The sequence below is a fragment of the Luedemannella flava genome, assembly GCF_039528515.1.
In the GTDB taxonomy this organism is placed as follows: Bacteria; Actinomycetota; Actinomycetes; order Mycobacteriales; family Micromonosporaceae; genus Luedemannella; species Luedemannella flava.
Window position 1 is genome coordinate 1 of sequence record NZ_BAAALT010000367.1, and the last position, 6,927, is coordinate 6,927.

Below are 6,927 nucleotides of genomic sequence, written 5' to 3' on the forward strand. Positions count from 1 at the left end.
CCCGACGTACCCGCCGGGGGGTGCGGCGGCTGCCGGGCTCGCGGCTCGTCGCGGACCGGATGGCCCGCGGTCAGGAGCGTCTCGCCGCGGCCCGCGGCCGCGCCACGGCCCGGGGTCGCGCGAGCCTCGCGCTCGGCCGGGCCGACGCGATCGTGTTCGTGCGACGCACCGTCGACGACGGGCTGCGCTGGGCGGAGGGCCAGGCGGTGCCGCGCATCGTGGACGCGCTCGTGCCGCACCTGGTAGCCGAGGTCGTGCCGCGGCTCATCGACGGCGCCATCCCGCAGATCCGCGAGCGGGTGCTGCCGGTCGTGATCGAGGACCTGACCGCCGACGAGGGCGTCCGCGACCTCATGGTCGCCCAGGGGCGGGGCGTCATCGGCGACACGGCCGAACAGCTCCGGGAGAGTACGGCCCAGGCCGACGACCGCGTCGAGTCGGCGATCCGGCGCCTGTTCGGCGGCTGAGGGGTGCCGCCGGCCAACGCCACGGCGGGCGGGCTCCCGCGCAGCCGGTCCGGAGCGGTCGCCGACCGGCACCACCAGTACGCGGGCCTGGTGTCGCGGTGGTGCGCGCTCGCCGTCGACCTCGCCATCGTGGCGACCGCCGCCGCGCTGACGGCGAGCCTGCCGTCCGCGATCTGGCGCAGCGTCACCGGCGTGGAGCCGGACCTGCTGCCCGCCGTCTCCGTCATGGCGGCCGCCGCGCTGCCGTGGACCTACTTCACCGCCGCGTGGTGGCTGGGCGGGCGGACCGTCGGGGCGCTGCTGCTCGGCCTCGCGGTGACCCGGCCGGACGGCGGACGGGTCGGCCTCGTCCGGGCGGCGACGCGGGCCGGCGTCGGCATCGCGTTCGCCCCGGTGTGGCTGGTCGGCATGCTCAATGTCCTGTTCGATGCCGAACGTCGCGCCTGGCACGACCGGCTGTTCGGCACGGTGGTGCGCTACCGCGCCGGCCGTCGCGAGGATCCCCTGGTGGGACCTCCGATCCGGCCCCCGCGATGATCAGCCGCCCTAAAATACTTTCGTACCCTTTTCCCAGTATGGGGAGGCGTCATGAGTGATCCGATGCACGCGGCGCCCGAACGGATGCCGCAGACAGAGCCGGCACCCGACACGCGCGGCGTCGAGGAGGGTTACCGCACCCGCGCGGCGGGTGAGCCCTACCAGATGCGGCGCGACGAGACCGAACGCGCGATGGCCGCGCGGGGCGGCGCGATGCCGGAACCGATGGGCACGGGAGGCGGTCCCAACACCAGGGCCGCTCACGCGATCTTCGCGGCGACGCGGATCGCCCTGGGCTTCATCTTCCTGTGGGCGTTCCTGGACAAGATGTTCGGCTGGAACACGTCCACCAAGCCGGCGAACGCCGTGATCAACGGCGGGTCGCCGACCAAGGGCTTCCTCAGCAACGTCGACGGGCCCTTCGCCGGCATGTTCAACGCGATGGCCGGCAAGTGGTGGGCCGACGTGCTGTTCATGGGCGCCCTGCTCGGCCTCGGCCTCGCGCTGATGCTCGGCATCGGCATGATCGTTTCCGCGTTCGCCGGGCCGATTCTCATGGTCATGATGTGGATGGCGAGCCTGCCCATCGCCACCAACCCGTTCCTCGACGACCACATCATCTACGCCCTGGTCATCGTCGGCCTGGCGGTCAGCCGCATGGGCGAGCCGTACTCGCTCGGCCCCTGGTGGCAGCGCACGACCCTGGTCAGAAAGATGCCCTGGCTGCGCTAGCAGCGCGCTATGGCGCCATAGCGCTGGTTTCGCGGCCCGCATGCCAGTGCTATGGCGCCATAGGTCATAGCATCCGGCGAGGGATCGAGCGGGGGCCGCGCACGCGGACGCCGTAACGGTCCAGGCGGTCCAGGAGACCCCGGTCGGCGGTCACCACGATGCAGTCGCGGTGGGGGTCCAGGCCGGCGACCAGGTCGACGATGGCGTCGTCGCCGGAGCCGGGCGCCGCGACGACCCGTACTCCCGGGATGGTCGGCACACCGCGGGCCTGGCCCTCCACGACCAGGACGACCTCGACGGGCCCGGGGATCGCCGGTGCCGACGCCGGCGCCGGCAGGCCGTCGGCCGCGACCGGCGCGAACGCGTCGCGCAGCCGGGTCGCGGCGCCCGCGCGGTCGCGCCACCAGCCGTCGGGCACCGACCCCACGACGCTGGCGGCGTCGACGACCAGCAGAACGGTCACAGACCAGCCAGGTCGTACCGGTCGACGAACAGCGACCGCACCGTCGTCGCCTCCGGGTCGAGCGTGCCCACCATGGCCAGGTAGCCGGGGCGCTGCCACGCGGGGTCCGGCACGGGGCCGTCGGGCGAGGCGCGGCGCAGGCCGAAGTAGTGGCCGCCCGCCTGGCGGACCATGAGCGCGCCGGCGGCCACGTCCCACGCGTTGATGCCGATACCCAACGCCACGTCGACCCGGCCCGCCGCCACGTAGGCGAGGTTGAGCGCCGTGCTGCCGGGCCGGCGCACCGTCGCGTAGGTGCTGATCAGCTCGGCGGTCCGGGCCAGCACCCGCTCCCGGTCGGTCTCGATGCCCGTCGCGCCCGGGTAGCTGGTGACCAGCATCGCCGCGGTCTCCTCTGTCGCGCCGGTGCTGCGCATGGGCACGTCGTTGCACCACGCGCCGGCCGTCGACGCGGTGAACACGTCCCCGCGCACGGGGTCGCAGATAGCGCCCGCGACCACCGCGCCGTCGACCACCGCCGCCACGGACGTGCACCAGAACGGCAGCCCCCGGGCGAAGTTGGCGGTGCCGTCGATCGGGTCGACGTACCAGTGCACGCGGCCGGTGCCGCGGGTGCCGTCCTCCTCGCCGACGACCGTGCTGTCCGGCACGGCGGCCATGATGAAGTCGCGGATGCGCTCCTCGGCCGCCCGGTCGTGCACCGTGACCGGATCGTGCCGGTCCCGCTTGAAGGCCACGTCCGGGCGGGTCTGGAAGGCCTCGACCAGCGCGGGCCCGACGAGAGTGGCGGCCTGGGCGGCCACCCCGGCCAGGCGCTGGGTGTCCGTATCGGTCATCTCCACCCGGTCAGGCTATCGGTCGCGAGGTTGCGCGCCGGGCGGTGGATCATAGATCGTGTTCGCCGTGGGGAGACACCATGCGCCGGACGTGCCGCCGGAACCCGAACGCGGGCTGCGCAGGCTGCCGCGCTGGCTGCGCGAGCCGGGTCCGGTCGCGCTCCTCGTCGTGGCCGTCCTCATCGTGGCGTGCGGCATCTGGGCCGTCGTCGACATGAACCGCGACAGCGGACCGTCCGGGCTCGCGACCGTGCCCACGGACGCCCCGGTGCCGCCGCTGGAGGTTCCGCCGACCGGCATCCCGTCGGGCGCCGTGCCCAGCGACGCCGCCGGATCTCCCCCGGTCACCCCGACCGCGGGCGTGGCCGAACCGCCCAGCTCGCCCGCGCGCCCCACCACGGGGCCGACCACGGGCGCGGCCCCGGCCCACCCGAGCGCCACCGCGGGTGGCAGCGGGGCCGGCTCCGCGGCCGTGACCGGCGCGTACGTGCCCGGCAGCGCGTGGGGCGACGGCTTCACCGCCTCGGTGAACCTGACCAACGCCGGCGGCTCGGCGACCACCTGGCGGGTCGTGCTCGAGTTCCCTGACGGGGTCACCGCCAACACGCAGTACTGGTCGAACGCGGCGGCGAAGCCCAGCATGACCGTGGGCGAGCACACCTGGACGTTCACCGGCGCCACCACCATCCCCGCCGGCGGTTCGGTGACGCTCGGCTTCCAGTTCGACAAGAACGGCGAGGACTTCGCGCCGTCCTCCTGCACCGTGAACGGGCGCGCCTGCGGCTGACGGCGGGGGTCGGCATGAACCGCCCGGCGCGTGGGTAGGCTCAGGTCTTCAGCGACCAACCGGACACGAGGAGCGGCACGGTGACGGAGCAGGCGGTCTACTCGGACGAGGAGTGGGGGCTGCTCGTCGGTCTCCCGCAGGCGGTCATCGTGGCGGCCAGCGCGAGCGAGCCGGACGGCACCCGCAAGACGATGGCCGAGGCCGCGGCGGGCCTGGAGGCGATCGCCGCCGGCCGCGACTCGGGCAGCCCGCTCGTCGAGCAGGTCGCGCTGCACGTCGTCGAGCAGGTCGGCGACCCGGAGGAGGGCGCCGAGGCGCCGCTCATCCGGCCCGACGACATCGACGCCGAGATCGCCGACGTGCTGGACCGGGCGCGGGCCGCGACCGCGCTGCTCACCGGGAAGGCCGGCGACGGCGAGGCGGCGGCGTACAAGTTCTGGCTGGTCGGCATCGCCGAGGCGGTCATCACGGCGGCGTCGACCGGCGGTGTGCTGGGCATCGGCGGCGAGTGGGTCAGCGAGTCGGAGCGCCGGTTCATCGACGAGCTCGCCGACGTGCTGGAGAGCTAGGGCACCCAGTAGTTCCCGCTGACCACGATCATCGACAGCAGCTGCACGCTCGCCGCGTAGTAACCGCCGGCGTGCACCGGGGTCGCCACCATCCACCGCCACAGGGCGTCCAGCCACGGCTGGGCGGTCGGGTCGGTCAGGGCCGCGACGGCCAGGGGCGCGACGAACGCCGGGTGGGCCCCACTGGCCAGGGGCGTGCCGTCGAGGGTGTAGCCGGTCGCGACGGCGGCCGGGTCGCCGCCCGACGCCTGCCGGATCCACCGGGTCAGGGCCCGCACGGCGGCGACCGAGCGGGCGTCGCCGCTGGTCACCGCGTCGGTGCCCAGCCGCAGCGGCACCCGACAGGCATTCCAGGAGTACTCCCCGTCGTGCTCGCTCTCCAGCACCCGGCCTGACGCGGGGCGCAGGCCCGCGTGCGTGTCGACGACGAAGTCGGGCACCAGTCCGGTGCCGGCGCCGGGGCCGACGAGCAGGCGCGACAGCGCGCGCTGGTGGGCGCGGCGGACCGTGTCCCAGTAGGGGTCGCCGGTGGCGCGGCGGAACGCCCGCAGGTGGTCGAGCATCCAGTCGGACGTGCGACTGGTGCTCGCCAGCGCCCCGTCGCCGGAGGCCCAGTCGCCGAGGCGCAGCAGGTGCGTCCGCGGGTCGACCTCGCTGCGGGCGATGGCCGCGATGCGGCGCAGGGCCAGCCGCCGGTAGTCGTACCGGCCGTTGGAACCCCACTGCCGGTCGGCGAGCAGCAGGCCGTACGCGATGTCGAGGTCGCCGTCGGTGGCCGAGTCGCCGCCGTTGACGTCCCGGCAGTCGGCGTCCTGCTCGGCCGCCATGAGGCCGCGGTCCTGACTGGACGGATGGGCCAGGACGTAGCCAAGGATGCCGTCGAACAGCTCGCGGGCGCGCCGGTCGGCGCCCGCCATCAGCGCCGAGATGACGAGCCCGTAGCCCTGCGCCTCGGCGACGACGGGGTACTCGGCGTCGGGCGAGACCACGTGGAACCGCCCGCAGCCGGCCCGCACGAAAGCCGCCCGCCACTGGCGGTAGAAGGCGACCACCTGACCGTCCACGTCGGACCGGTCGCCCGTGACGGCGAGCACGCCGGCCGCGTAGGGCCGGCGGTGACTGCCGAAGGGCACCGCCGGGGCGGTCCGCGCCGGCCTCGGCTCGGGCACTGTCGTGACACCCGGCGCCGTCGGGACCCGCGGGCCGGCCGCACCGTCGCCCGTAGGCGGCGCGGCGTTGAGGTCCGGACGGTGGGCGAGGCCGTGCCCGGACGCGTTGACGGCCGCGAACGCGCAGACCACCGGCACGACGGCGGCCGCGACGCCCAGGCCGGAGGAGCGCGCCAGCCAGACCTGTCGGCGACGGTGCGCACCCGTGGCGCCCCGCCTCGTGGGCTGTTTTGTCGGATTCATCCCCGCAAGGATGGCACGCCGCTCGAGGGACGGGTGGCATCGCCACGGATGACGGACCCCGGTGTACGACGTTCGTGGCGTGGTCAGCCTTTCGGACACCACACCACGAACTGTCACAGACCGTCAGATGTCCTCGGCGTACGTGGTGCGGCCGGTGAGCAGGTCGCGGGCCTTGTCCACGACGCCGAGCGCCGGGTCGACCACGGCGTTCCACGGCCGGCCGGCCGGAGCGCCCGGATGCGGCCGCGTCGGGGCCGCCTCCTTGACCATCTCCACCCGGTTGCCGAGCCGGATGAGCTGTTCGTCGGTGGCCGCCTCGCGCAGCGGCGCGAGCAGGGCGGCGGTGTCGGCGGCATGCTGGTGGACCAGGTCGGCCACCTGGTCGACCCGGCCCTGGAAGGCGGGGTCGGTGACGCTGGTGCCGTCGAGGTCCTTCAGCGCCCTGAGCAGCGCCGCGTCCTCCGCGCCGCCCGAGGCGGCGAGCGCGTCGCTCTCGGGCAGCAGCGCCCGCACGGTCGGGTAGAGGTACTGCCGCTCGGCGGAGACCTGCCGGGACAGTTCGGCGACGACCACGTCGGCGAGCTGCTTGCGGCGGTCGTCGGGGGTGTCGTCGGCGCGCAGCTCGTCGACGAGGGTGGTCACGGTGCCCAACTGGTCGTCGAGCACGTCGACGAGGCTGCGACCGGGCGGGACATGCTCGACATCGTCGCCGGGGAGTGGCGGCAACGGAGGCAGGGGAACGGTCATCACTCCTCCTCGGGTGGCGGGTCGTGGTCGGTGCAGGCGTCGGGGGGCGCGGCGCGTGCCGTGCCCCCCGACGCTCACCCGCGTGGGCGAACCGCCCGCTCGGGTACGTGTGCGTGCCGCGTCAACTGAAGATGCTGACGCCACCGGGCCCGACCAGCAGACCCACGATGATGAGGACGACGCCCCAGAGCACCTGTCGCCGGAAGAGGGCGAAGATGCCGGAGACGACCAGAATTACGGCGAGGATCCACAGCAGCGTGTTCATGTCACTTCAGTTCCCGGCCGTGCGTTCCGTCAAACGCGTCAGATGCTCAACTCCAGCTGCGCCCGGAGCGTGCTGAGGGCGCGGGTGAGGAGTCGGGAGACGTGCATCTGGG

At 74.2% G+C, this 6,927-nt stretch carries 10 protein-coding genes; 5 read left to right on the forward strand and 5 right to left on the reverse strand.

Annotation, left to right across the window (positions count from 1 at the left end):
- The 3 genes from ABD211_RS33600 to ABD211_RS33610 form a co-directional block, all read left to right on the forward strand.
- A partial coding sequence (locus ABD211_RS33600; protein WP_344140647.1) for a hypothetical protein occupies nucleotides 1-467 on the forward strand: 467 nt, incomplete at its 5' end.
- A gap of 3 nt (nucleotides 468-470) precedes the next feature.
- On the forward strand, nucleotides 471-1,004 hold the full coding sequence (locus tag ABD211_RS33605; RefSeq protein ID WP_344140649.1) for an RDD family protein: 534 nt from the start codon (nucleotides 471-473) through the stop codon (nucleotides 1,002-1,004).
- A 165-nt stretch (nucleotides 1,005-1,169) separates the two neighbouring features.
- Nucleotides 1,170-1,736, forward strand: coding sequence for a hypothetical protein (locus ABD211_RS33610; protein ID WP_425560598.1), 567 nt, complete (start codon nucleotides 1,170-1,172; stop codon nucleotides 1,734-1,736).
- 64 nt (nucleotides 1,737-1,800) lie between these two features.
- Here the strand turns inward: ABD211_RS33610 and ABD211_RS33615 are convergent, their stop codons facing one another.
- Together ABD211_RS33615 and ABD211_RS33620 are read right to left on the reverse strand one after the other, a co-directional pair.
- Nucleotides 1,801-2,199, reverse strand: a complete 399-nt coding sequence (locus ABD211_RS33615) for a PIN domain-containing protein (protein ID WP_344140654.1) — start codon at nucleotides 2,197-2,199, stop codon at nucleotides 1,801-1,803.
- A complete protein-coding gene (locus tag ABD211_RS33620) occupies nucleotides 2,196-3,035 on the reverse strand; it encodes an inositol monophosphatase family protein (protein WP_344140666.1) in 840 nt (279 codons plus the stop codon). Before ABD211_RS33620 ends, ABD211_RS33615 begins: the two co-directional genes overlap by 4 nt.
- Nucleotides 3,036-3,102: 67 nt before the next feature.
- Here ABD211_RS33620 and ABD211_RS33625 point away from each other — a divergent pair, with 67 nt between their 5' ends.
- Together ABD211_RS33625 and ABD211_RS33630 are read left to right on the forward strand one after the other, a co-directional pair.
- Entirely contained in the window at nucleotides 3,103-3,822 is a 720-nt protein-coding gene (locus tag ABD211_RS33625) for a cellulose binding domain-containing protein (RefSeq protein WP_344140657.1), read from the forward strand.
- Nucleotides 3,823-3,902: 80 nt separating this feature from the next.
- Nucleotides 3,903-4,391 (forward strand): hypothetical protein, encoded by a 489-nt coding sequence (locus ABD211_RS33630; RefSeq protein ID WP_344140659.1) that lies wholly within the window; start codon nucleotides 3,903-3,905, stop codon nucleotides 4,389-4,391.
- On the opposite strand, the gene ABD211_RS33635 is transcribed toward ABD211_RS33630, so the two are convergent.
- From ABD211_RS33635 to ABD211_RS33645, 3 genes are all read right to left on the reverse strand, one after another.
- Complete coding sequence (locus ABD211_RS33635; protein ID WP_344140661.1) at nucleotides 4,388-5,803, reverse strand: family 8 glycosyl hydrolase; 1,416 nt, start codon at nucleotides 5,801-5,803, stop codon at nucleotides 4,388-4,390. The genes ABD211_RS33630 and ABD211_RS33635 overlap by 4 nt on opposite strands.
- Before the next feature lie 123 nt (nucleotides 5,804-5,926).
- Nucleotides 5,927-6,550 (reverse strand): hemerythrin domain-containing protein, encoded by a 624-nt coding sequence (locus tag ABD211_RS33640; protein ID WP_344140663.1) that lies wholly within the window; start codon nucleotides 6,548-6,550, stop codon nucleotides 5,927-5,929.
- Nucleotides 6,551-6,671: 121 nt separating this feature from the next.
- The gene (locus ABD211_RS33645) at nucleotides 6,672-6,815 is read right to left on the reverse strand and encodes a GPGG-motif small membrane protein (RefSeq protein WP_344084686.1); all 144 of its coding nucleotides are present in this window, start codon (nucleotides 6,813-6,815) and stop codon (nucleotides 6,672-6,674) included.
- Between the last annotated feature and the right edge of the window lie 112 nt (nucleotides 6,816-6,927).